15 protein-coding genes and 3 rRNA genes are annotated in these 21,204 nt (G+C 56.2%); 4 read left to right on the top strand and 14 right to left on the bottom strand.

Annotation, left to right across the window (positions count from 1 at the left end; translation table 11 throughout):
- Nucleotides 1–25: 25 nt before the first annotated feature.
- The 10 genes from ACFER_RS00350 to ACFER_RS00305 form a co-directional block, all read right to left on the bottom strand.
- Nucleotides 26–607 carry a manganese efflux pump MntP gene (locus ACFER_RS00350; RefSeq protein WP_012937461.1) on the bottom strand — a complete coding sequence of 194 codons (582 nt, stop codon included), beginning with the start codon at nucleotides 605–607 and terminating at the stop codon, nucleotides 26–28.
- Nucleotides 604–912, bottom strand: coding sequence for a hypothetical protein (locus ACFER_RS00345; RefSeq protein ID WP_012937460.1), 309 nt, complete (start codon nucleotides 910–912; stop codon nucleotides 604–606). The genes ACFER_RS00350 and ACFER_RS00345 overlap by 4 nt, the downstream gene beginning before the upstream one ends.
- 95 nt (nucleotides 913–1,007) lie before the next feature.
- A complete protein-coding gene (locus ACFER_RS00340; RefSeq protein ID WP_012937459.1) occupies nucleotides 1,008–2,243 on the bottom strand; it encodes a M24 family metallopeptidase in 1,236 nt (411 codons plus the stop codon).
- 221 nt (nucleotides 2,244–2,464) lie between these two features.
- Nucleotides 2,465–3,802 (bottom strand): adenosylmethionine--8-amino-7-oxononanoate transaminase, encoded by a 1,338-nt coding sequence (gene bioA / locus ACFER_RS00335; RefSeq protein WP_012937458.1) that lies wholly within the window; start codon nucleotides 3,800–3,802, stop codon nucleotides 2,465–2,467.
- A gap of 10 nt (nucleotides 3,803–3,812) precedes the next feature.
- A complete protein-coding gene (gene bioD / locus ACFER_RS00330; protein WP_012937457.1) occupies nucleotides 3,813–4,499 on the bottom strand; it encodes a dethiobiotin synthase in 687 nt (228 codons plus the stop codon).
- A gap of 187 nt (nucleotides 4,500–4,686) precedes the next feature.
- A complete protein-coding gene (locus tag ACFER_RS00325) occupies nucleotides 4,687–5,229 on the bottom strand; it encodes a biotin transporter BioY (protein WP_012937456.1) in 543 nt (180 codons plus the stop codon).
- Nucleotides 5,230–5,353: 124 nt separating this feature from the next.
- Complete coding sequence (locus ACFER_RS00320; RefSeq protein WP_012937455.1) at nucleotides 5,354–5,620, bottom strand: DUF1653 domain-containing protein; 267 nt, start codon at nucleotides 5,618–5,620, stop codon at nucleotides 5,354–5,356.
- 132 nt (nucleotides 5,621–5,752) lie between these two features.
- Nucleotides 5,753–6,619: a DMT family transporter gene (locus ACFER_RS00315; RefSeq protein ID WP_012937454.1), complete on the bottom strand. Its 867-nt coding sequence runs from the start codon at nucleotides 6,617–6,619 to the stop codon at nucleotides 5,753–5,755.
- Between the two features lie 112 nt (nucleotides 6,620–6,731).
- The gene (locus ACFER_RS00310; protein WP_012937453.1) at nucleotides 6,732–7,904 is read right to left on the bottom strand and encodes an iron-containing alcohol dehydrogenase; all 1,173 of its coding nucleotides are present in this window, start codon (nucleotides 7,902–7,904) and stop codon (nucleotides 6,732–6,734) included.
- Between the two features lie 74 nt (nucleotides 7,905–7,978).
- Nucleotides 7,979–8,674: a formate/nitrite transporter family protein gene (locus tag ACFER_RS00305; RefSeq protein ID WP_227898336.1), complete on the bottom strand. Its 696-nt coding sequence runs from the start codon at nucleotides 8,672–8,674 to the stop codon at nucleotides 7,979–7,981.
- Nucleotides 8,675–8,761: 87 nt separating this feature from the next.
- On the opposite strand from ACFER_RS00305, the gene ACFER_RS00300 reads away from it, so the two are divergent.
- The 3 genes from ACFER_RS00300 to glsA all read left to right on the top strand — a co-directional run bounded on the left by ACFER_RS00300 (nucleotide 8,762) and on the right by glsA (nucleotide 12,182).
- Nucleotides 8,762–9,715 (top strand): LysR family transcriptional regulator, encoded by a 954-nt coding sequence (locus ACFER_RS00300; RefSeq protein WP_012937451.1) that lies wholly within the window; start codon nucleotides 8,762–8,764, stop codon nucleotides 9,713–9,715.
- A 100-nt stretch (nucleotides 9,716–9,815) separates the two neighbouring features.
- Entirely contained in the window at nucleotides 9,816–11,222 is a 1,407-nt protein-coding gene (locus ACFER_RS00295; RefSeq protein WP_012937450.1) for an alanine/glycine:cation symporter family protein, read from the top strand.
- Between the two features lie 18 nt (nucleotides 11,223–11,240).
- Nucleotides 11,241–12,182: a glutaminase A gene (gene glsA, locus ACFER_RS00290; protein ID WP_012937449.1), complete on the top strand. Its 942-nt coding sequence runs from the start codon at nucleotides 11,241–11,243 to the stop codon at nucleotides 12,180–12,182.
- A 300-nt stretch (nucleotides 12,183–12,482) separates the two neighbouring features.
- Here the strand turns inward: glsA and ACFER_RS00285 are convergent, their stop codons facing one another.
- Nucleotides 12,483–13,901 carry an aspartate-alanine antiporter-like transporter gene (locus ACFER_RS00285; protein WP_012937448.1) on the bottom strand — a complete coding sequence of 473 codons (1,419 nt, stop codon included), beginning with the start codon at nucleotides 13,899–13,901 and terminating at the stop codon, nucleotides 12,483–12,485.
- Nucleotides 13,902–14,199: 298 nt separating this feature from the next.
- Here ACFER_RS00285 and gltS point away from each other — a divergent pair, with 298 nt between their 5' ends.
- Nucleotides 14,200–15,435, top strand: coding sequence for a sodium/glutamate symporter (gltS, locus tag ACFER_RS00280; protein ID WP_012937447.1), 1,236 nt, complete (start codon nucleotides 14,200–14,202; stop codon nucleotides 15,433–15,435).
- A 266-nt stretch (nucleotides 15,436–15,701) separates the two neighbouring features.
- On the opposite strand, the gene rrf is transcribed toward gltS, so the two are convergent.
- The 3 genes from rrf to ACFER_RS00265 all read right to left on the bottom strand — a co-directional run bounded on the left by rrf (nucleotide 15,702) and on the right by ACFER_RS00265 (nucleotide 20,878).
- Nucleotides 15,702–15,818 (bottom strand): 5S ribosomal RNA (rrf, locus tag ACFER_RS00275).
- 228 nt (nucleotides 15,819–16,046) lie between these two features.
- Nucleotides 16,047–18,952: ribosomal RNA gene (locus tag ACFER_RS00270) — 23S ribosomal RNA — on the bottom strand.
- A 369-nt stretch (nucleotides 18,953–19,321) separates the two neighbouring features.
- Nucleotides 19,322–20,878: ribosomal RNA gene (locus ACFER_RS00265) — 16S ribosomal RNA — on the bottom strand.
- The 16S, 23S and 5S rRNA genes sit together here, the layout of an rRNA operon.
- Nucleotides 20,879–21,204 lie beyond the last annotated feature (326 nt).

Here is a 21,204-nt window from a genome sequence, read left to right as displayed (position 1 = left end):
GCTGCAGCGCAACACACCCTTTTTATCAGAACAGGAAAGGCGTCCAGTTGTCCAGGATCCCGTAATGTTCGATCACCGCTTTGAGGCCGATCAGCAGCAGCACAAAGCCCCCGGCCTGTTCCGCCCGTGCCTTGCCCCACATGCCGATCAGGGATCCGCAGGCACAGCCCAGGAAGGACAGGCAGAAAGTGATGGTGCCGATTTCCAGCACCGCCGGCAGGATCTGGATATCCAGGAAGGCAAAGCCCACGCCCACCCCCAGGGCATCCAGGCTGGTGGCCACCGCCAGGCCCAGCATGGTCCGGAACCCGGTGATTTTTTCTTTCTCCTGGTCCTCCCCGGCTTCCTGGATCATATTCCAGCCGATGTAGGCCAGGATGGCAAAAATGATCCAGTGGGAATAGGTATCCGCCACTTTGGCAAAATGGCTCCCCAGTTCATAGCCCACCAGAGGCATCACCGCCTGGAACACCCCGAACCAGGCTCCGAAAATCAGTCCCCCTTTGAACCGTTCCCTTCCTTCCATCTTCAGTCCCCCGCACACGGAAACCGCAAAGGCATCCATGGAAAGGGAAACCGCCAGCAGAAACAGGGTCAGAGCATTCATTTCCGCACTCCCTGGAGCACAAAATAGGTCAGGAACTTCAGTACCCGCAGTTCCTTCTCATTGTGCCGCTTGTCCTCACTCATTTTTCCGAATACAGGCAGGGCCGTCTTCAGCATGGCCTTGGTGATCCCGTGCTGGCGCACCCCACCCTGGAGGACGGATTTTTCAAACCCTTCCAGCACCTGGAGGGTCTGGCGTTTTTCCGTCCCGGTGAGCTTGCTGTTTCCCAGGATCTGTTTCTTGATGACTTCTTTCTGTTCCAGGAAATCCTGTTTGTCCAGGAGTCCCGTTTCTTCTGCTGTCATGTGTCTCTTTGCTCCCCTTGTTTCCGGGCCGGCTGGCCAGCAGCCGGATCCCAACAATTTTATCCTGTTATTTTACCATTTCTTCCCCGGGGAAATCAACGGACAACCCGCAGAGGCTGGGATCCCCCCGTCAGGCATACCGGTCCCTCCGGTCCGATCCGGTAGGTGTTTTCCGTCCCCACCATCCCCAGGCCCGGCAGGGCGATTTTGGGTTCCACCGCAAAGACCATGTTTTCCTCCACCCGGTCTTTGACCCCGCCGGCAATCACCGGGGTCTCGTCCATGCACATGCCGATGCTGTGGCCCAGGAACCGGCCCCCGTTCATGAACATCTTTTCATAGTAGGGATCGAAGTCCTCCATGACCGTATCATAGATTTCTCCCAGTACGGCACCGGGCTTCAGCAGGGCCATCGTCTGTTTTTCCAGTTCCAGACAGTAATTGTAGGCCCGGAGGATCTCTTCTTTGGCCGGATCCCGGTCCAGATCCCCGAAATAGTACACCACGGTTTTATCCGTATTGTACCCGTCCACTCCGCAGGGGATGTCCAGGTACACCAGCCGGCCCGGTTTCAGCAGCCGGAAGGCCGATCCGATGCTCTGGACCGCCACGCAGGTGCCGCTGGTGCCCCCGGGGCCGTCAAAAGCCGTCCGCACCAGGGCGCTTTTCCCGAAAGAAGCCAGGCCGATGGCGTCTTCCCCGGTGGGCCGGTTGGTCCGGGCCACCCCCTGGCTGCCCTTCAGCACCATCCGGAGATACAGCTGGATGGCCAGTTCTGCCTCGCTGATCCCCACCTTCAGGAACACCGGTGCCTCCTGCATCAGCACATCCCCGTGGATCTGTCCGCTCCGGGCCAGAAGAGCCAGTTCGTAGTCGCTTTTCACACTGCGCAGGCGCCCCAGCACTTGGTCCAGGTTTTTCCGGGCTTCAAAGGGAAAATACTTCCGGAAGAACCGGAGCCATTCCAGGGACGTGTGTTTTTCGTCCAGGTACACTTCCCGGGGCAGATTTTCCCCGTAATATTCTGCCGGCTGCCGGTAGCTGTGCATCCGGCGGATCCAGCCTTCCGGCAGCAGACTCTCGTTGAGGGCCCGGGCCAGGCTCCGGCGCACCCACAGGATGGCGTCCTGGGGACGGACCATAAAGGCCCCTTCCTGCATGGTGCCGGTAAAATAATACATGTCCAGTTTGTCCGTGATCACCGCCATCTGCCAGCCGGGATCCTGTTGGGTCAGGGTCTCCCGCAGCCGTTCCAGCCGGTTCTCCAGTTCTTCCCGGGGCACCCGGCGCAGATCTTCACTGATCAGGATATCATGTTCCAGAATGGTCATGGGATTTTTCCTCCTGTTGTCTTCCAAAGTAATGCTCCCCCATCTTACCACGAAAAAGGAGCTGCTGCACAGAAAAGTACAGCAGCTCCTTCTGGGAGTTTCTCATGAGGCTGATCCGGAGGGACGGACCAGGACGAAATCAGGCTCGTTGAATCCGATGGTTCCATTATAGACCGCCGCCCGTTTTGTGTCAACCTTGTATTATTTTAGGTTTACCTTCTTTAAGCCAGCACCTGTTCCAGGATGTCCATGGCCTGGGTCAGCTCTCCCCGGGTAATGGTCAGGGGCGGATTGAAGTACAGCACATCCCCCAGGGGCCGCAGCACCAGCCCCCGTTCCAGGGCTTTCCGGTAGAACTGGTATCCCAGCCGTTTTTCCGCCGGGAAGGGGGCTTTGGTCTTTTTGTCCGCCACCAGTTCCAGGGCGTGGATCAGCCCGATGTGGCGGATTTCCCCCACCAGGGGATGGTTCCCGAACCGGGCTTCCATTTCTTCCGTCAGCCACTGGGCGATTTTCCGGGCCCGGGGCAGGATGCTGTCCTGTTCCAGTACGTCCAGCACCCCGTGGGCCGCTGCACAGCCCAGGGGATTCCCTGCATAGGTGTGGCTGTGGAGGAAGGCTTTGTGCTTGCCGTAGTCATCATAGAACGCATCATAGATTTCCTGGTTGGTCACCGTCAGTGACATGGGCATGTATCCTCCAGTAAGCCCCTTGGACAGGCACATCACATCCGGGGTGATCCCCGCCTGGCCGCAGGCAAACAGGGTCCCGGTGCGGCCGAAGCCGGTGGCGATTTCGTCGGCGATCAGCTTCACCTCATAGGCATCGCACAGGGCCCGGAGCTTCTGGAGATACAGGGCCGGATACACCCGCATCCCGGCACTGCCCTGGAGCAGGGGCTCCACGATCATGGCCGCCGTTTCCTTCCCGTGCTGGACAAAAGCTTCTTCCGCTTTGGCAAAACATTCACACCGGCAGTGATCCCGGTCCTTGCCATAGGGGCAGCGGAAGCAGTCCGGGGCTTCCACATGGATGTTGTCCATCATCATGGGCTGGTACAGTTTGGCGAACAGGTCCATGCTCCCTACGGACAGGGCCCCGATGGTTTCTCCGTGGTACCCTTCCGTCAGGCACATGAACCGCTGTTTTTCCGGGTGCCCGGTCTGGGCCCAGTACTGGAAACACAGTTTCAGGGCCGCTTCCACCGACGCCGATCCGTTGTCGTGGAACTGGAACCGGCACAGACCCTCCGGCACCAGGACCTTCAGCCGTTCCGCCAGGGTGATGGCCGGTTCATGGGTGAAATTGGCAAAGATCACGTGTTCCAGTTTGTCCAGCTGGCTTTTGATCCGTGCGTTGAGTACCGGGTTCCGGTGGCCCAGCAGATTGGCCCACCAGGAACTGACAATGTCCAGATAGGCTTTCCCGTGGATGTCATAGAGCCAGACTCCCTGGGCGTGGTCAATGACCATGGGAGGCAGGGTTTCGTAATCTTTCATCTGAGAACAGGGATGCCAGATCAGGTCCAGGTCCCGCTGTTCCATTGTTTTGTGTTCCATCTTCGTCTCCTTATGCATAGGCTGCCAGCAGTCCGTCCAGGGGACCTTCCAGTTCCCGGTCCCCTTCTTTCACACAGGCCAGCACCGGGATGCCTGTCAGTTCTTCCACCATGGCCCGGTTGTCTTCCTGCATCCGGTCCCCGGGTTTCCACCGGTTGAACAGGATGCCCCGGACGGGGATGGACCGGTGCTGCAGGTATTCCACCGTCAGTACCGTGCTGTTGATGGTCCCCAGCCCGGCATCCGCCACCAGGAGACAGCCCAGGTCCAGGGCCCGGATCATGTCTTCCAGCAGCAGGTGCTGCCTTTCGTCCCAGCGAAGGGGACAGAGGATGCCTCCGCTGCCTTCCATGGTGAGATACTCATGCCGCGCCCGGGCTTTTTGGAAGGCCTCCCGGATGGTTTCCAGTTCCACCGGCCGGTGGTTGATCCGGGCCGCCAGATGGGGGGACACCGCTTCCCGGTACACATAGGTCACCAGGTCTGTCAGGGGATCCTTCAGCCCGGCCGTTTCCTTCACCCAGGCCGCATCCCCGGGCACCAGATTCCCCTGCCCGTCCGGTTCCGCCCCGCTGAGGGCCGCCTTGTAATAGCTGCCGTCCAACCCGGCGTCCCGGATCTTCTTCACCAGAAGACCGGTCACATAGGTCTTTCCCACATCCGTTCCGGTTCCCGTAACAAATATCGCTTTGCCCATTTTCCTTTCTCTCCTTTACCGCATATGTCGGTCCAACGCTGCAGGGGCTCCCCGGAAACAAGCCCCTCCCGGCCGCCCGGAGGGCCCTGTATTCGAAGGCAAAGGCAAAATCATTTGCCTTCCTTTGGCCGTTGACCGTTGACCGCTGACCGCTGACCGAGGGGCTGTTGCCCAGGCAGCAGCTCCCTCACACCCAGATCCCCGCCTTCCGGCACCGGAGCCCCACAAAGGCCGCTCCCAGGCACAGAAGGAAATCCGGCACCACCTGGAGCACCCCGCAGTACCACAGGGCGGCCCAGAAGCCGATGGGCGCCTGGATCAGATAGTTGGACGACAGCCAGAAATAGCTGATCCCCAGCACATAGACGATGACCATCCCCACCAGGTTGATGGTCAGCAGCCGGCCCAGGGTCACTTCCCCCTCTCCCTGCCGGGCCATTTTCCCGCAGACCCAGGCCTGGACCGTAAAGCCCACCAGGTAGCCGAAAGTGGGCTGGAGCACATAGGAAGGCCCTCCCCCGGACGCAAACACCGGGATCCCCACCAGACCCATGAGCACATAGGTCCCCACCGCCAGGGCTCCCAGCCGTCCTCCCAGCAGGAGCCCGGCCAGAAGGGTAAACATGAACTGCAGGGTATACACATCGCTCCCCACCGGGATCCGGATCAGGGCCCCCACCGCCACCAGGGCAATGAACAGCCCGCACAGCACCATTTCACGCAAACGCATACCTTCACCTCCAGAATTTTCAGACTTCCTTACCATACAGGAGATGAAGCATTTCGTCAACCTAGTATTCTAGTATAGTTAACGTAATAGACAAAAAAGGGGTTGTTGCACAAGCAACAGCCCCCTACACCTTCTCAAACCGGTACTTCTGCTTCACATCGGGATATTTCTTGTGATCCACTTCGCTGCAGAACATGGCGTAGGGCCGGACGTACAGTCCGAAATCCCCGTACAGGGCCTGGTACACCATCAGGGGCTCCCGGGTTTCCGAATGGACCGCCGGGCCCACGATCTGGTACAGATACCGGTTGGTCCGTTTTTCCCCTTCCGTCAGCCGTTCCCGTTTGAAATGGCGGACAATATCACCTGGATGAAAAATACGGTTTTCCATTTTTATTCTCCTTTAAATTAATGCATTCAATCTTCGTTTGTGCAGGCCGGGCTCCGTGATCATCATAAAATTTGCCTGCAAATTTCTCCTTCAGCTAGAGACTAGTGACCACAGGGCTGCCAGCCGGCAGCCCTACTTTCTCTCTCCGCTGATCATGCCCCCCAGCACCAGGCAGATGCCTGCCAGCTGGAGCTCCGTAATGGGTTCCTGGAGTACGAATACGGAAATGCACACCGCCACCACCGGATCCACATAGCTGAGGATGGCGGTGGTCTGGGCCGGCACCTGGGTCAGGCTGCCGAAATAGATCCCATAGGCCAGCCCGGTGTGGACCACTCCCAGCAGCAGGGTCAGCCCCCAGCCGGTGCCGGTCATGGCCTGGAAATCCATCTGCCCGGTGAAAAGGCAGTACACCAGCAGGAAAAAGGCCGCCGTTCCCAGCTGAACTGCCGTCTGCTCATAGGGGTCCAGCCCCTGGATGGTCTTGCTCAGGACAATGATGGCCGCATAGAAAAAGGCTCCGGCCAGGGCACACAGCACTCCGGTGATATCCCCGATGTTCCCGTCACTGCCCAGCACCCCGGATACCAGCAGCATGCCCCCAATGGTAATGGCCGCACACACCAGTTTCCGGCGGCGGATGGTTTCGTGGAATACCAGGGGCGCCGCCGCCAGCATGAATACCGGCGCCATGTAATAGCACAGGGTGGCAATGGCCACGGTGGTGTGATTGAAGGCCTCAAAGAAAAATACCCAGTCCAGCCCCAGCAGCAGACCGCTGAAAAGAAGTTTCGGTGCCCGTTCCTTCAGTTTGTCCCAGTGGAAGGGCATATGCCCGGCCTGCATCAGCACCAGCAGGGTCAGGCACCCCAGGGCCGCCCGCAGGAACGCCAGGGGTACGGACCCCAGGGGAATGAACCGGCGCACCAGTCCGATGGTCCCGAATATGGCCAGGGACAGGAGCATCCGGCCCCGGGGAGAGAGAAAAGAAAGATTCATGGCTGCATTTCCATCCTTTGTTTCGAATTGGGTAAACAGGGCTGTTGCAGAAGCAACAGCCCTGTCAACGGCCGCTGACAACCCAGGTTGTACTACCTTTGTACAACCTGTTTTACCGATAGGCTTTCTGATAAACGGCCACACAATCCTCCCGGCTCAGAGGCATCCGGTCGTTCAGGAACAACCCTTTCATGGCAGTGGTGGCATTTTCCGCCATTTTGGGGAATTCTTCCGGGGTGATCCCGTACTCACTCATCTTCAGCCCGTCCACCCCGCAGGCTTTCTGGAGAGAAGCCAGGGCTTCCAGGAAATCCTCCGGCCGGGAAGCGTCCTTCCGGCCCAGGAACCGGGCCAGATCCACCAGACGGTCATCACACACATGGTGCTCTGCCAGCCAGCCGAAATAGGCCAGGGAAAGCATGATCAGCCCGGCTCCATGGGGCAGGACTTCATGGTAGGCACTCATGGCATGCTCCAGGGAATGTTCACTGGTGCAGCCCCCCAGGACCATGGCATAACCGGACAGGGTATTGGCAAAGGCCATATGGGTCCGGGCTTCCACATCGTCTCCCTGGGCCACGGCCCGGGGCAGGAAGGCGCCGATGTTCCGGATGGCAGTGGAAGCCACCATGTCGCTCATCAGATTGGCTTTCCGGTTCACATAGGTTTCCAGGCTGTGGAACAGGGCATCGAACCCCTGGAACGCCGTCAGCCGGGGCGGCACCGTCAGCATCAGTTCCGGATCCACAATGGCCAGGCAGGGATACAGATCCGGGAATTTCAGCCCGATCTTCTCATGGGTTTCCTGGTTGGTGATCACACTGGTGGCATCCACTTCCGATCCGGTGCCTGCCGTGGTGGTGATGGCGATCACCGGCAGGGCCCGGTGGGCATATTTTTGGCCCTTTCCAGTGCCGGACCCCACATAATCCCACAGGTTCCCTTCGTTGACAGCCATCAGGGCAATGGCCTTGGCCGCGTCCATCACCGAACCGCCCCCCAGGGCCACAATCATGTCCGCTCCCATGGCCCGGGCCGCCTGGGCGCCTTTTCCCACGCTTTCCAGGGTGGGATTGGCCTGGATGCCGGCAAAGACTTCCGCAGCTGCCCCGGCCGCCGCCAGTTCTTTTTCCGTCCGGTCCAGGTACCCGTTGGCCCGGGTGGACTTGCCGCTGGAAATTACGATCAGAGCCTTTTTCCCCGGCAGGGCCTGTTCATGGAGCCGGTTCAGCTGCCCCGCCCCAAACAGTACTTTTACAGGAATATCGATCTGGAATGGATTCATCCTAACGCCCCCTCAGTAAAATATACTTCGAGTATAGCAAAAAAGCTCCGGGGAAACCACCCCTGTCCCCGATTTTACCGGGCAGCCCGTTTCCCCGCCTGCCGGGCACCCCAGGCGGCCCATCCGCCGCACACATTCCCGGCGGTGATCACCAGCAGCCGCACCAGGGCCTCCGGGTCCATCCGGCCCGCCATGAAATAGTAGAACATATCCGCCACACTGTGTTCATAGCCGCTCATGATGAATACGGTGATCCCCACAAAAATGGCCAGGTATTTGCCCAGGGCCAGGGGAAAGGTCTTGTATCCTTCCACCGCAATGTAGACGAAGATATTGCAGAAAAAGCCCAGCACAAACAGGCTCAGCAGGGTATCCCCGTCCTTGGCCCGGACCAGTACCTGGGCCGCCTGCCGGGCCGCCGGCCCCACCCGGGTCAGGGACAGGAGTCCGGCTGCCAGGCCCGTCCCCAGCCAGTTTCCGCACCAGATCACCGGGAACCGGAGCCACTGCCACAGGGGCTGTTCCAGGGCGTAGCACACCCGGCCCGTAAACAGATGGAACTGCATTTCACAGATGGTGTACAGGCCCAGGCAGAACAGCACCGCCCCCACCAGTTTTTCCGTCTGGAGCAGGAATACGGCGCCTCCCAGCCCGATGCAGAACCCTGCCGCAAGGGAAGAAGGTATGATTTTTGTCATTTTACCAGTTATCCTCCTTGAATTATCGGATTTGTATCCCCCCAGATGGGGTTTGGCCAAAGTATAGCACACCGCCTATCGGGAAATCGTCAAAAAAGTTTGAGAAAGAAAAAGAAAATCTATGCTATAATACAGCCGATACCACCCCAGGAGGTTCCCATGGATACCAACAATCTTCGCTATTTTGCCGCTGTGGCCCAGTACGGGTCCATTACCCGGGCTGCCAGGGCCATGTACATCTCCCAGCCCCAGCTCAGCCACATCATCAAACAACTGGAAAAAGAAATGGGCCTCACCCTGTTCCGCCGCACCAGCCAGGGCACCCGGCTGACCCTGGACGGCCAGCGGATCCTGGCCCATTCCAAGGTGATCCTCCGGGAAATGGATCAGCTCCGGCACCTTTCCACCGCCCGGAAGCAGGACTGCGGCTGCCTGAACGTAAGCATGACCCGTTTTTCCCATACCGCCGAATGTTTCAACGAAATCTGCCGGCGCTACCAGGATGCGGAAAGCTTTTCCAACCACCTGTGCGAAGCCGCCACCCTGGATGTGATTGCCCAGGTGAAGAACGGCTATTCCAATGTGGGGGTCATCCACATGGCTACCCGCCGGGACGATCTGGAAACCTATTTTGCCCAACAGGGGCTCCACTATATCCCCCTGGCCAGCTTCCCTCCCTATGTGTGCCTCTCCGCCGAGCACGAACTGGTCCGCCGGTTCGGCCGGAAAGGCATCCACATCCAGGAACTCCAGGACTACGGCTTTGTCCGGTACATCGGCCAGTACGAGGACTTCATCTACCACATCAGCACGGAAAAAGGCCCCATCGACCTGAACGATACCCGGAAAGTGATCTACGTCAATGACCGGCAGGAGCAGATGGCCCTGCTGTCCCGGACCAATTTCTTCACCGTGGGCATCATGGAATTCCTGGGCCAGGACTCCCTGTACAAGGTGGTTTCCGTCCCTCTCCTGGGCTGCAGCGAGCATCTCCGGTTCGGGCTCATCCTCCGGGAAGGAGCCATGCTGTCCCGGATGGAAAATGACTTCATCCAGCTGCTCCGGGACCGGTATGCCCGGCTCCAGACAGAAACCACTTCATCGGCTTTGTAAATGGCCCCCATGTACATCATATATTTCCCCGATACCCAAGTTCTCTCTTATAATGAATTTAGAGAAAATCTTATGAATTCAGAACAGGAGGAACAACAAGATGATGGAATTTCTCGATGCGGTGGACAGTATCCTGTACTACCCGATCCTGCTGGTGGTCATGGGGGCCGCCGGGCTCTACTTCAGTATCCGTATGGGCTTTGTCCAGGTGCGCTGGCTGCCGGAAGCCATCCGGCTCCTGATGGTGAAGCCCCAGGACGGGAATGGCACCTCTCCCTTCCAGGCCCTGATGGTCTCCACCGCCGCCTGTGTGGGCACCGGGAACATCATCGGCATTTCCACTGCCATCTGCCTGGGCGGTCCCGGCGCCGCCTTCTGGATGACCGTCATGGCCATCATCGGCGCCGCCTCTTCCTTTACGGAATGTACCCTGGCCCAGATCTTCAAACGGCGGAAAGAAGACGGTTCCGCCTACGGGGGCCCGGCCTACTACATTGAAGACGCGCTCCACAACAAAGCCATGGCCACCGCCTTCGTGGTGTTCCTGCTGCTGACCTATTCCTTCGGCTTCAACCTGCTCTGCTCCTACAATGTCCAGTCCACCTTCTCCGTGTACAGCTTCTACCATCCGGACACCACCCCTGCGGTGATTGGCGCGGTAATGGCAGTGCTGGTGGGCATCTGTGTCATGGGCGGTGCCAAAGCCATTGAAAAGGCCGCCGGCATCCTGGTGCCCTTCATGGGAGTAGCCTATGCCCTGGTGACCCTGGTGGTGCTGGTCCTCAACTTCCAGGAAGTCCCCCGGGTCTTCGAAGCCATCCTGGCTGACGCCTTCAATTTCCGGGCCATTTTCAGCGGCATTGCCGGTTCCTGCCTGGTCATGGGCATCAAACGGGGCCTGTATTCCAACGAAGCCGGTGTAGGATCCGCCCCCAACGCCGCAGCCGCTGCCACCACCACCCATCCGGTGAAACAGGGTCTGGTCCAGATGCTCTCCGTGTACATCGACACGGTGATCCTGTGCAACGCCACCGCCTTCATGTGCCTGGTATCCGGGGTCCCGGGCAATGCGGACAACGCCGGCGCCCTGTGGGTCCAGACTTCCCTCCACAAAGTCCTGGGAGATTTCGGGCCTCTGTTCATTACTGTATCCATGCTGGTGTTCTCCTTCACCACCCTGATCGGGAACATCTACTACTGTGAAAACGGCCTGGCTTACCTGAACCACAAACGGATTCCCAGCCGGGGCTTCATGAAAGGCTTCCATCTCTATGCCGTCCTGGTGGTCTTCCTGGGCGCCATCATCCCCATGGCCGCCGCCTGGGACCTGGCGGACATCATGATGGGTGGCATGACCCTGATCAACCTGACTGCCTGTGTGCTGCTGGGAGGCGTGGTGGTCCATGCCTATGAGGATTACAAAAAACAGAAAACGGCCGGACTGGATCCCCAGTTCAAAGGGACATCCATCGGCCTGAAACCGGAAGAATTGGATTTCTGGAAATAAAGAAAGGAGCGCTCCATTATGGTCATGGACAAAGAAGAGATCCAGCGGATCCTGGAAAAAGCCCTGGAAGAAGGCAGGAATGTCCTGTACGAAGGCAGGGTGGCCAGCTACATCCCGGAACTGGCCAAAGCCAATTCCGGGAACCTGGGGGTCTGCCTTATGCGGAAGGACGGGACGGAATACTCCGCCGGGGACTGCAACATCCCCTTTACCATGCAGAGCATCTCCAAGACCTTCTCCCTGATCCTGGCCCTCCAGACTGCCGGCTATGACAAGGTATTCAGCAAGATCGGCATGGAACCCACCGGGGACCGGTTCGACAGCATCCTGCAGCTGGAGCTGAAGGACTGGCGGCCCTTCAATCCCATGATCAACGCCGGCGCCATCGTGACAGCCAGCTGCATTGAATCCCCGGACCCCTTCCAGAGTTTCCTGGACCTGGTCCGGCGGCTCTGCGCCAATCCCCGGATCAGCCTCAACGAATCCGTCTACCGGTCCGAAAAAAAGACCGGCACCCGAAACCGGTCCATTGCCTACCTGCTGAAAAGCGACAATGTACTGGATGGGGAGCCGGAAGAGGTACTGGATGTGTACTTCCGCATGTGTTCCGTGATGGTCACCGCCCGGGATCTGGCCCATTACGGGATGATCCTGTCCAACCACGGGGTGGATCCCCAGACCGGGGAGCAGCTGGTGGATTCCACCATTGTCCGGATCGTCACCACCCTGATGATGCTCTGCGGCATGTACGATGAATCAGGCGAATATGCCGTCAAAGTGGGCATGCCCAGCAAAAGCGGCGTGGGCGGCGGCATCTGCGCCATTGCCCGCCACGGTATCGGCATCGGCACCTTCGGCCCCATGCTGAACAAAAAAGGCAACAGCGTGGGCGGGGAACGGATCCTCCGGATCCTCTCCGAATCCCTGGGCCTCCACGTGTTCGATACGAAGGAATTCTAAAAAAAAGGTGCTGTGAAAAAATGAAGAATCATTTTCCCACAGCACCTTTTTGGTCACTAGTCAACAGTCATTAGTCACTGGCCGATGGAAAGAACCCGTGGCTGACGGGTTCTTTCGAGTAAAAAACAGAAATGTACTTTTCTTTTCATCTTTTGCTTGTCATGAGTTCTTCTGGCGAGGTAAGGAAAAGTCAAAGGCACATCCGAGTCAGCATCATACAATGAAAGGCAGCCGCAGCCCGGCTGCCTTCCTTCGTCCAGTGACCAGTGACAGGGGGGGATTTTTCACATCCCCCTTCCCTCAGATCGGCAGTTTATGGATGATGATGGAGAAGATTACCATGAACAGGGTGGCCAGCGGCTGGGTTGCCCCGTAGGATACCGCCGGTTCATCACATTCCAGGGCATCCACGGCAGCCCCCAGGCCGGGAGCGGAAGTCATGCCGCCAGTGATGGCACCGCTGAGCAGGGTCCAGTTGATGTGGAAGGCATAGCGCCCCAGCAGGAACCCGAACAGCACGGACAGGATGGCCACCAGGGAGGAAATGATTACGATCATGTACCCGGAACCGGTGATGGCGTCAATGACCCGGAACCCGTAGTTCAGACCGGTACCGGCCAGGAACACGGACAGGAAATAGGTCCGCATCTTCCCCAGCACCGTGGAGTTCATCCGGAAGTTCACAGGCCCCACCTTCCCGATGGAACCCAGACCCAGGGAAACCAGGATGGCACCGCCGGTGGAACCCAGGGAGAACATCCCCAGGGGCCCCATGTAAATCTTGATGGAACCCAGCACATAGCCCAGGAACGCCGCCAGGGAGAACCCGACAAAATCCATGGGAACTTCCGGCATGGTGGAAGCCGCCAGTTTTTCATTGTTCTTGATATCGATGGCCTTTTGGGCAAAGTACTTCTTCTTTTCTTCTTCCACGTCAAACCCGAAGATTTTGGGAATCACGTTGATCCCCAGGATCAGGAACAGCACCCCGAACGGATAGCCGATGGAATGGCCCACCCCTACGCCGGCCTTGGCTTCCGTCACGAAGACTTCCACATCTTCCTGGCTCAGGGATTTGGTGTTTTCCAGGGTCATGGTGTCAGGCACCGCCGTACCCCGCAGTTTGGCGTCACGGACCTTGGCGCCGTTCACAATGGCCAGGATCTTCTTCTGGGCCTTCTGCGACTGGTTGGCAAAGTCCTGGGCCAGCCGTCGGGATTCGCTGTCAGAGGATTCCGTAGCCGCCGCCAGACCGGCAGAACTGGTCAGGGCACCGGTATAGGTCCCGGTGATCTGGAACGGGCTCAGGTTGTCCAAAGCCTGGGAAAAACCATAGGAAGCCACAGCCCCTACAAAGGGAATGAAGATGGCCAGGGCCACAAACTGTTTCCCGAATTTGTTGATGGCATATTTCATGTCCTTGGCGGCCAGCAGACCGGTCCCTACGATGAAGATCAGCAGGGCCAGGTTCATGAGAGAACCGTCGATGACTTTCCCCTGCATGACTTTCATGGCAGAGGCGTAGTATTTGGAACCTTTGGCAAAAGTGGCCGCATACCGGGTCAGGAAATATCCGATGCCCAGCCCGATGAACAGAGTGCCGGTGATCCCGAATTTGAATTTCCGGAATTTCAGCTCACCAAAAAGGTTCCCCAGGGCCATGGTGGCAAACAGGAGCACCAAGGGATTGAAGATAAAGGCAATCAAATTGAATTGCATATGAAGTTGTCCCCCTCACTAAGAAAAAATAAGAAATAGAATAAAATAAAAGATAACGTAATTTTACAGTAGATTAATGAATTAGGCAATAGTTTCGATAAGTTATCTCTAATGTTGGTATATTAAGATATATTATGCCCCTCTTAAGTTTTTTCTCCTGTTTTTTGTTGCTTTCGTTACATTTTCTTTTGTTTATTCCACAAAATCCTTTGACTTGTTTTAAAAACATCCGCTTTTTAGTACAATAAGGATATCTATAAGATTCCTGCATTTTTATCCAGAAAGGAAGCGATGTTCCATGTCCATCATTATGCTGAAAAATATCCTGACTTTCAAGGCTGATGCGGTCTTTACCGCCGCATTGGCCGCTGTGATGCTGCTGCTGGGGTACTGGGTCAAAGGGAAAAGCCCGGCTCTCCGGAAGTACTGCATCCCCGCCCCGGTGGTAGGGGGATTCCTCTTTATGTTCATCACCTTCATCGGTCACCAGACAGGCGCCTACGGGTTCAAATTCGACACCTACTTCCAGGACCCCTTCATGCTGGCCTTCTTCACCACCGTGGGCCTGGGTGCCAGCATCACCCTGCTGAAAAAAGGCGGCGGTCTGCTGATCATCTACTGGCTGATATCCGGGATCGTTTCCATCTGCCAGAACGGCATCGGCATCGCCTTCTCCAAGATCTTTGGCATTGAAGCTCCCTATGCCCTGCTGGCCAGCGCCATTTCCATGATCGGCGGCCACGGAGCCGCCGCGGCCTATGGGAAGACCTTCGTATCCATGGGCTACCCGGCCGGTCTGGAAGTGGGCATGGCAGCTGCCACCTTTGGTCTGATTTCCGCCGTACTGGTGGGAGGACCGGTGGCCAGGATGCTCATCGAGAAGTATGATCTGAAACCGGATACCAGTGAGAACTTCGATACGGACGTGGAAAACGTCAATGCCTCCTCCCGGGAAAAACTCAGTTCCCTGGACATCATCAAGAATGTAACGGCTATCCTGTGCTGCATGGCCATCGGTTCCATGATCTCCGGCTGGATTGGCAAACTGATCCACATGAGCTTCCCCACCTATGTAGGAGCCATGTTCACCGCCGTGATCCTCCGGAACCTGAATGAGAAATACCATTTCTACAACTTCAATTTCTCCCTGGTGGACGGCATCGGGGATGTAATGCTGAACCTGTACCTGGCCATTGCCCTGATGACCCTCCGTCTGTGGGAGCTGTCCGGCCTGCTGGGCGGCGTTGTACTGGTTGTGGCGGCCCAGGTGGTGTTCATGGTCCTGGCCTGCCGGTTCGTGATTTTCCGGCTCCTGGGCGGCAACTATGATGCTGCGGTCATGTGTGCCGGTCTCTGCGGCCACGGACTGGGAGCTACCCCTTCCGCCATTGTGAACATGACCGCCGTGAAGGACAAATACGGCATGAGCCGGAAAGCCTTCATGATCGTCCCCATCGTAGGCGCCTTCCTGGTGGATGTGATCTACCAGCCCCAGACCATTGCCTTCATCAAGTTCTTTGTCATGCCGAAGTAAATAAAAAAAGGTGCTGCACAGGCCGTGCAGCACCTTTTTTGACAGCTGTCAACGGTCAGCTGTCAACTGCCGAAGGAAATCAATTTTGCCAATTGATTTTGAAATGGCACAATCCGTAGGGGGCGCAGGCCCGGCGCCCCGCCCAACGCACAAACAATCAGCATCCAAACGAGCTGCCCGGCGTGCAGCCCCTACGGTTCCGAGTGACCGTTGACCAATGACATACACAAGAACGCCTGCATCCTTCGATGCAGGCGTTCTCTCTTAACCGGCAGCTCCCTATCCTCCCGGACCGTTTCCAGTCGAGTACTTTCGGCGTATAAGGGCTTAACTGCTGTGTTCGGCATGGGAACAGGTGGATCCCCTTAGCTATCGCCACCGGATTTTCAATTGAAGGCATGAGCCCTCAAAACTTCATGAAGAGACATATACGTTCTTTCGGACGTAACGTTACGAGCTTCTTTCGCTCACTTGCTCTCTTATTTCGTATGCCTCAGCCGCTTTGCGGTAGAGGATACTCACGGATGCTCCTATTCGTCGCATCCTTCTGAGTAAGTTCGCTGGCACGATTCTTTGCTGCGCTTCCGCTTGCAAACAATCGGCGACTCACTTAAGTCAAGCCCTCGACATATTAGTACAGGTCAGCTTAACATATTGCTACGCTTCCACACCCTGCCTATCAACCTGGTAATCTTCCAGGTGTCTTACCAGCTTACGCTGTGAGAGATCTCATCTTAAGGATGGTTTCACGCTTAGATGCTTTCAGCGTTTATCCGTTCCGGACGTAGCTACCCAACTGTACCCCTGGCGGGATAATTGGTACACCAGCGGTCCGTCCACTCCGGTCCTCTCGTACTAGGAGCAGCCCCCTTCAAATCTCTTGCGCCCGCGATGGATAGGGACCGAACTGTCTCACGACGTTCTGAACCCAGCTCACGTACCACTTTAATGGGCGAACAGCCCAGCCCTTGGGACCGACTTCAGCCCCAGGATGTGATGAGCCGACATCGAGGTGCCAAACCTCCCCGTCGATATGGACTCTTGGGAGAGATTAGCCTGTTATCCCCAGGGTAGCTTTTATCCGTTGAGCGATGGCCCTTCCACTTGGATGCCACCGGATCACTAAGCCCTACTTTCGTACCTGCTCGCCGTGTTTGGCTCGCAGTCAAGCTCCCTTCTGCCTTTACACTCCGCGCGCGGTTTCCGTCCGCGCTGAGGGAACCTTTGGGCGCCTCCGTTACTCTTTGGGAGGCGACCGCCCCAGTCAAACTGCCCGCCTAACACTGTCCCGGCGATCGTTACTCGCTCGGTTAGAATCCCGATAATTGAAGGGTGGTATCCCAACGTCGGCTCCGGCAATCCCAGAGGACTGCCTTCCATGCCTCCCACCTATCCTGTGCATCAAGTATCAGAACCCAATATTAGGTTACAGTAAAGCTCCATGGGGTCTTTCTGTCCAGTCGCGGGTAACCTGCATCTTCACAGGTATTTCAATTTCACCGGGTCCCTCGTTGAGACAGTGCCCAAATCGTTACACCTTTCGTGCGGGTCGGAACTTACCCGACAAGGAATTTCGCTACCTTAGGACCGTTATAGTTACGGCCGCCGTTCACTGGGGCTTCAGTCGAATGCTTTGGGTCGAACCCGGACATCCTTCTTTAACCTTCCAGCACTGGGCAGGTGTCAGCACCTATACTTCAGATTTCTCTTTCGCAGGCACCTGTGTTTCTGGTTAACAGTCGCTTGGGCCTCTTCTCTGCGACCACACCGGGCTCCGGGAGCTAGTCCCTTCACCTTTGTGGCTACCCTTATCCCGAAGTTACGGGTACATTTTGCCGAGTTCCTTAACGAGGGTTCTCCCGCGCACCTTAGGATTCTCTCCCCGCATACCTGTGTCGGTTTACGGTACGGGCGGCAGCTTTCTCACTAGAAGCTTTTCTCGGCAGCGTAGGCTCAATCCCTTCGGGAACAAGTTCCCTCCGCATCACGCCTCAGCCTCAGTTACCGGATTTGCCTGGTAACCAGCCTGCACGCTTGCACACGATCTACCAATCTCGTGCGGACCTGCCTTCCTGCGTCACTCCTTCGTTCAAACGATCACTGCCGGTACTGGAATATCAACCAGTTGTCCATCTCCTACGCTCTTTGCCTCGGATTAGGTCCCGACTTACCCTGAGACGACGATCGTTGCTCAGGAATCCTTATGCTTTCGGTGGAATGGATTCTCACCATTCTTTTCGCTACTCATGCCAACATTCTCACTTCCCACCAGTCCACCGTCCCTTCCAGGACGACTTCAACCCGATGGGAACGCTCCTCTACCACGCATACCTACGTATGCATCCATAGCTTCGGTTCCATACTTTAGCCCCGGGAATCTTCGGCGCAGGGCCTCTCGACCAGTGAGCTATTACGCACTCTTTAAATGGTGGCTGCTTCTGAGCCAACATCCTGGTTGTTTATGAGACCCCACATCCTTTTCCACTTAGTATGGCATTGGGGACCTTAGCTGATGGTCTGGGCTGTTTCCCTTTTGACAACGGGACTTATCTCTCGTAGTCTGACTCCCAGGCTCTGCAGCATAACCATTCGTAGTTTGACAGGGTTCGGTAACCATTACAGTCCCTATCCCGATCAGTGCTCTACCGCCTATGCTTACTGCCTGAGGCTAGCCCTAAAGCTATTTCGAGGAGAACCAGCTATCTCTGCGTTCGATTGGAATTTCACCGCTACCCACGATTCATCCGAAAGTTTTTCAACACTCACCGGTTCGGTCCTCCACACGATTTTACCCGTGCTTCAACCTGATCATGGGTAGATCACTACAGTTTCGGGTCTACGAACACCAACTCTTCGCCCTTTTCAGACTCGGTTTCCCTACGGCTCCGCATTTCCTGCTTAACCTCGCTGGTGCCCGTAACTCGTTGGCTCATTCTTCAATAGGCACGCCGTCGCTTGCGCTCCGACTGCTTGTAGACATACGGTTTCAGGTTCTCTTTCACTCCGCTCCCGCGGTTCTTTTCACCTTTCCCTCACGGTACTATGCGCTATCGGTCACTAAGAAGTGTTTAGCCTTGGAGGGTGGTCCCCCCGACTTCCCGCAAAATTCCTCGTGCTTCACGGTACTCTGGATACTGGCCTCCTTGCTCTGCCTTTCGCCTACCCGGCTCTCACGGTCTGTGGCTCACCTTTCCAGGTGATTCGGCTAGGCCTGACTCGGTTTATGCCAGTCCGTAACCCCAGGGAGCCGAAGCTCTCTGGTTTAGGCTCTGCCCTCTTCGCTCGCCGCTACTGTGGGCATCTCGTTTGATTTCTCTTCCTCCGGCTACTTAGATGTTTCAGTTCACCGGGTTCCCTTCCCGAAGGATACCATCCCATGACGGATGGTGGGTTCCCCCATTCGGACACCTACGGATCAAAGCCTGCTTGCGGCTCCCCGTAGCTTTTCGCAGCTTACCACGTCCTTCATCGGCTCTTAGTGCCAAGGCATTCACCGTATGCCCTTAGTAGCTTGACTTAAAATTGCTTCGATAAATTGTCTGCTCCTTTGTCGCTCGTCGTTCGCCATCCTCGACATACTGGAGTATAGTCTGCGGTGGCTCTCTTTCTCGCTTCGCGGATCAGAGCAATTTCTCTTCGCAATTTTCTGGTTCAGTTTACTAAGGAACTTACGTTCCCTGGTATTCTCGTTACTCGTTTCTAAATTCGCATTTAGATCAGAGGTGCTTATCTGATCATCACATCAGATAAGACTTTGTTTTGTCTCTTCTATGAAGTTTTCAAGGTTCATGTTCAGGGACGAGCCCTGAGAACCGAATATTGTTCCTGACAGATGTGCGTCGACGAGAATAGAAGTAAGTCCTTGGACTCCTTCGGTTCTCCATAGAAAGGAGGTGATCCAGCCGCTCGTTCTCGAACGGCTACCTTGTTACGACTTCACCCCAATCATCGGCCCCACCTTAGACAGCTGACTCCTAAAAGGTTATCTCACCGGCTTCGGGTGTTACCAACTTTCGTGGTGTGACGGGCGGTGTGTACAAGGCCCGGGAACGTATTCACCGCAGTATGCTGACCTGCGATTACTAGCGATTCCAACTTCACGCAGGCGGGTTGCAGCCTGCGATCCGAACTGAGGTCGGGTTTCTGGGATTGGCTCCGCCTCGCGGCTTCGCTGCCCTTTGTTGCCGACCATTGTAGTACGTGTGTAGCCCAAGACATAAGGGGCATGATGACTTGACGTCATCCCCGCCTTCCTCCAGGTTATCCCTGGCAGTCTCCTATGAGTCCCCACCATTACGTGCTGGTAACATAGGATAAGGGTTGCGCTCGTTGCGGGACTTAACCCAACATCTCACGACACGAGCTGACGACAGCCATGCACCACCTGTTTTCGTGCTTCCGAAGAAGGGGACCCATCTCTGGGTCTTTCACTCAATGTCAAGCCTTGGTAAGGTTCTTCGCGTTGCGTCGAATTAAACCACATACTCCACCGCTTGTGCGGGCCCCCGTCAATTCCTTTGAGTTTCAATCTTGCGATCGTAGTCCCCAGGCGGGGTACTTATTGCGTTAACTCCGGCACAGAAGGGGTCGATACCTCCTACACCTAGTACCCATCGTTTACGGCCAGGACTACCGGGGTATCTAATCCCGTTTGCTACCCTGGCTTTCGCATCTCAGCGTCAGACACAGTCCAGAAAGGCGCCTTCGCCACTGGTGTTCCTCCCAATATCTACGCATTTCACCGCTACACTGGGAATTCCCCTTTCCTCTCCTGCACTCAAGACTTCCAGTATCCAACGCCATACGGGGTTAAGCCCCGCATTTTCACGTCGGACTTAAAAGCCCGCCTACATGCTCTTTACGCCCAATAATTCCGGACAACGCTTGCCACCTACGTATTACCGCGGCTGCTGGCACGTAGTTAGCCGTGGCTTCCTCGTCAGGTACCGTCAACACCAAAATGTATTATAGATCGGTGCTTTCGTCCCTGACAACAGAGTTTTACAACCCGAAGGCCTTCATCACTCACGCGGCGTTGCTCCGTCAGACTTTCGTCCATTGCGGAAGATTCCCCACTGCTGCCTCCCGTAGGAGTTTGGGCCGTGTCTCAGTCCCAATGTGGCCGTTCATCCTCTCAGACCGGCTACTGATCATCGCCTAGGTGAGCCGTTACCTCACCTACTAGCTAATCAGACGCAGGCCCATCTTCTGGCGATAGCTTACAAGTAGAGGCCATCTTTCATCCTCTCTCCATGCGGAAAAAGGATCTCATTCGGTATTAGCATCCCTTTCGGAATGTTGTCCCCAACCAGAGGGCAGGTTGCCTACGCGTTACTCACCCGTTCGCCACTAAGAACATTCCGAAGAAAGTTCTCCGTTCGACTTGCATGTGTTAAGCACGCCGCCAGCGTTCGTCCTGAGCCAGGATCAAACTCTCCAAAACAGATATTTTGAAGAGCCGCTTGGCTCTTGAAAAACTAGCTTTGATTTTTTAACCTGGTTGTCATCCAGGTGACTCGATCTCATCACTAAAAGTGACTTGACCCGCACATCTGTCAACAATATTCAGTTCTCAAAGTTCGTCTCGCTGTCTCAGTGACAGCTTCTATATAATACCAGACTTTCGTTTCTTTGTCAACAACTTTTTTCTTTCAATGTTTCAGTTGAAACATTCTGTTGTTGAGAAACCTTCTGTCTGTTGCTTTCTCAAGGAGAAAGCTTGTATAGTATAGCAAAAAGGCGAAGAAAACGCAAGGGTTTTCTTCGCCT

The organism is Acidaminococcus fermentans DSM 20731 (assembly GCF_000025305.1).
In the GTDB taxonomy this organism is placed as follows: Bacteria; Bacillota; Negativicutes; order Acidaminococcales; family Acidaminococcaceae; genus Acidaminococcus; species Acidaminococcus fermentans.
The sequence above is the reverse complement of the archived record's forward strand: the minus strand, read 5'-3'. Positions and strand labels throughout refer to the sequence as shown.

Coding starts and splice junctions, on each gene's coding strand:
- ACFER_RS00350 (WP_012937461.1), bottom strand. CDS start 607: ATGAATGCTCTGACCCTGTTTCTGCTGGCGGTTTCCCTTTCCATGGAT.
- ACFER_RS00345 (WP_012937460.1), bottom strand. CDS start 912: ATGACAGCAGAAGAAACGGGACTCCTGGACAAACAGGATTTCCTGGAA.
- ACFER_RS00340 (WP_012937459.1), bottom strand. CDS start 2,243: ATGACCATTCTGGAACATGATATCCTGATCAGTGAAGATCTGCGCCGG.
- bioA (WP_012937458.1), bottom strand. CDS start 3,802: ATGGAACACAAAACAATGGAACAGCGGGACCTGGACCTGATCTGGCAT.
- bioD (WP_012937457.1), bottom strand. CDS start 4,499: ATGGGCAAAGCGATATTTGTTACGGGAACCGGAACGGATGTGGGAAAG.
- ACFER_RS00325 (WP_012937456.1), bottom strand. CDS start 5,229: ATGCGTTTGCGTGAAATGGTGCTGTGCGGGCTGTTCATTGCCCTGGTG.
- ACFER_RS00320 (WP_012937455.1), bottom strand. CDS start 5,620: ATGGAAAACCGTATTTTTCATCCAGGTGATATTGTCCGCCATTTCAAA.
- ACFER_RS00315 (WP_012937454.1), bottom strand. CDS start 6,619: ATGAATCTTTCTTTTCTCTCTCCCCGGGGCCGGATGCTCCTGTCCCTG.
- ACFER_RS00310 (WP_012937453.1), bottom strand. CDS start 7,904: ATGAATCCATTCCAGATCGATATTCCTGTAAAAGTACTGTTTGGGGCG.
- ACFER_RS00300 (WP_012937451.1), top strand. CDS start 8,762: ATGGATACCAACAATCTTCGCTATTTTGCCGCTGTGGCCCAGTACGGG.
- ACFER_RS00295 (WP_012937450.1), top strand. CDS start 9,816: ATGATGGAATTTCTCGATGCGGTGGACAGTATCCTGTACTACCCGATC.
- glsA (WP_012937449.1), top strand. CDS start 11,241: ATGGTCATGGACAAAGAAGAGATCCAGCGGATCCTGGAAAAAGCCCTG.
- ACFER_RS00285 (WP_012937448.1), bottom strand. CDS start 13,901: ATGCAATTCAATTTGATTGCCTTTATCTTCAATCCCTTGGTGCTCCTG.
- gltS (WP_012937447.1), top strand. CDS start 14,200: ATGTCCATCATTATGCTGAAAAATATCCTGACTTTCAAGGCTGATGCG.